At 39.5% G+C, this 2,838-nt stretch carries 2 protein-coding genes; both read right to left on the bottom strand.

Features of this window, described 5'->3' with window-relative positions; all coding sequences use genetic code 11:
• Nucleotides 1-175: 175 nt before the first annotated feature.
• Nucleotides 176-1,828, bottom strand: coding sequence for an ABC transporter substrate-binding protein (locus AB4138_RS23645; protein WP_372129148.1), 1,653 nt, complete (start codon nt 1,826-1,828; stop codon nt 176-178).
• Nucleotides 1,829-1,906: 78 nt separating this feature from the next.
• A complete protein-coding gene (locus AB4138_RS23640; RefSeq protein ID WP_372129151.1) occupies nt 1,907-2,527 on the bottom strand; it encodes an outer membrane beta-barrel protein in 621 nt (206 codons plus the stop codon).
• Nucleotides 2,528-2,838 lie beyond the last annotated feature (311 nt).

Here is a 2,838-nt window from a genome sequence, read left to right as displayed (position 1 = left end):
GCTGAAAGATTAGAATGCGGGGTTTATGGTGCGCTTATCATCCAAACTTGTTTTGGTGGTGACCAAACGTTTGCGGATCTATTTCGCCGTGTGGCACTCGATCAAGAAAGTATCTATGTGCTGTTGTAGCATCTTGGCTGTGCACCTTCATAGTAGAGAATTCTAACCTCAGCAATCACTGTTCGACCCAAAGTCGATAAAAGTCACTATAACCTGTTTTTCTTATTTGAACCCCTCTGACTTGTTGAGTTCTAGACATTTCTTCATAACCAGAAAATAACGGTAAATAGGTATAACTTAAACGTAAATCCCTTTCCATCTCCATCAACTCACTAGATGGTGATTCGCCACTTATCGCCCGTTTTATCTTAGCTTGATGCTCATCCATTTTAAAACGGTCAAAACTAAATCGTAATCCCGTTGACACACTTAACCATTCGTAAATTCCGTAATCAACAGGTGTCTCTATTACATCTTCAATAAGGAGAATATCAGCTAGTTCAGACACCAAATGAGGATTACTAATGTTACTGACGATAACAACTTCCAACTCCACTCCTGTTGAACGGATAACATTATGTAACCATTGAGAATTACGAATTAAGTATGGAATAGTCCATTTGGGCTCAGCCAAGACAATCTTCCCTGTCAAGCTTGGGGCGTTTGCTATCATTGGCCTAGCTTTACAGGGATCAAAAGCTAAGCTTTCGACCGCATTAATAGGATCATGTAGCTGTTTTTGCTGATGGATATAATCGGCTAGTTGGCGCCATGTATCTCGCGAAATGTTCGAGTCAACCCTTTCTCGATAAGTTAAATAGAATAAAGCACTAATACCCTGAACTTCAACTTGGTCCGACGGGCAATTAAAGCTAATCATATTTTGCATATCCGCATCGGCATGCGACAAAGTAACTCGTTCTAACAAAGCTCGAGTAGAGAAATAGTCTTTATGTGCTCGAAGTTGAATACTGTCTTCACACCAGTGTTCAATCTTGAACGGCCCTGTTCCAATATGGTAACTGTATTTATCACCGAAACTTTGCTGATCTCGACAAACAATAGATGCGTTAGACATAGCTAGCATATAAGGAAAAAACTTGTTGGCGTACTTGAGAGTAATAACTAAACAATTGGGTGCGACTGCATCTACGCGTTCGGCACATTGCCATAACTCTTTTATAGGGCCATTACCCTCAATTAAACGTCTAATACTCCAAACTACATCTTGAACTTGCAAAAGCTCACCATCATGTCGGTAAACGCCGGGACGTAGCCATAGAGTCATCCTTGTATCTTCCATCACCCAATCGTGAGCTAAGGAAGGCATTAGATCACCATCTGGACTCTGAACCAACAATACATCATATACGCTTTTTGCTATATGCAGTTCTGCATGGCAAAATGTCTTAATTGGATCAATAGTGTTTACCCACGGATAGGAAGCTATCAATACAGCATTACTTGATTCATTGGTTTGATTGAGTTGTTCAGTTGCTATAGTAAGAGCTCGGACGGCTGTCGAACCGTAGAGGTCGACGAGGCGGGATACTAATTTAAAACTGCCTTTAATTAGTTCGTTAATCAATAATTCGGTAATCGCTTGTTGCAACGATTTTTTAATCGTAAGTTTACTCGGATTACTCCTACCGACTGCGGGGATCCATTCTATCCAACCTTGTTCGGAGAGCTTTTTCATAACAATTGATGCATTACGTTTAGAGGTGCATAGCGCAACCTCTAATTCACCTAAGCCTATGGAATGGGATAAGTGAATCTCAAAATGCTTAAGCAACTGATCTAAGTGTCTAAGGTTTACATCATTCACAACAATTCCACTGCTATTTATCTCAGCTAAAACATAGCAAAGGGAGCCATATATTCCTAGCTCCCTAGAATTTCAATATTAGAAGTGGTAATTCATTCCAAGAGAGAAAACACTAATCTCAGCATCCACAGTGGCAGTCGCACCAAGCCCTTTTGCCACTTCTAGTTCTGGTATCATATAATCCCATGTTGCTTCAATACGAAGATTATCTGTCAATGAAAAATCAGCCCCTAAGCCATATATGGCAGCCACTGTTGTGTCAGAAAGTGTTGAATGGCCAGCAGCACCAACGAAAGAATTACTTACCTTAAACTCAGCATTAAAATATGCTACCCCAGCTTTCGCAAAAAGGTTAAAACGGTCATTAATCGGTAAAATAACTTTAGGTTGAATCGCTGCAAATTTCATGTCGCCGACAGTAACTGAATCACCGTCCAAAGCATCATAACCTCCAATGGAGCCTTCCAAAGCAATATAACGGTTGAACTGATAACCACCGTAGATTTTGCCCGCTAAACTTGAATCATCATCTAACTCTAATGAAGAGATGCTAGAACCAAGTGGAGAATCAACAGAAAAGTCTGCACTTTCGAAATTTGCTTGACCAACAGATGCTCCAATATATGGGTTTGCATGTACAGCAGAAGCTAGCATCAGGAGAGTTGTTGTAACTGTTGTGATTGTTGTTTTTCTTAACATTGTATTTAACTGCCTATCTAAGAATAATATTTATTATTTTTACACATCCTTTACCCTTAACAACCAATGAATTCCCTTTCACTGGGTTTCGAAACAGAATAATATTAATGAATAGAAAACGATTAAAACACGTAATTCTTTATCATCTTTTTTCCACATATCTAAACAATTAGACACAACTGCTGATATTCAAGATATTAATCGTAAAATCTCTTGGACTTTGGACGTATCCGCCCCATGAACCCACGGGGCGACTTGTCAGTGTTTGAAGTTCCAAGGTGCTCTCATTGATAGAGATTTTGGACATTAAA

This window comes from Vibrio sp. 10N.286.52.C3, assembly GCF_041468865.1.
Classification (GTDB): Bacteria; Pseudomonadota; Gammaproteobacteria; order Enterobacterales; family Vibrionaceae; genus Vibrio; species Vibrio crassostreae_C.
Note: the sequence above shows the minus strand (reverse complement) of the source record. Positions and strands in the feature narration are given on the sequence as shown.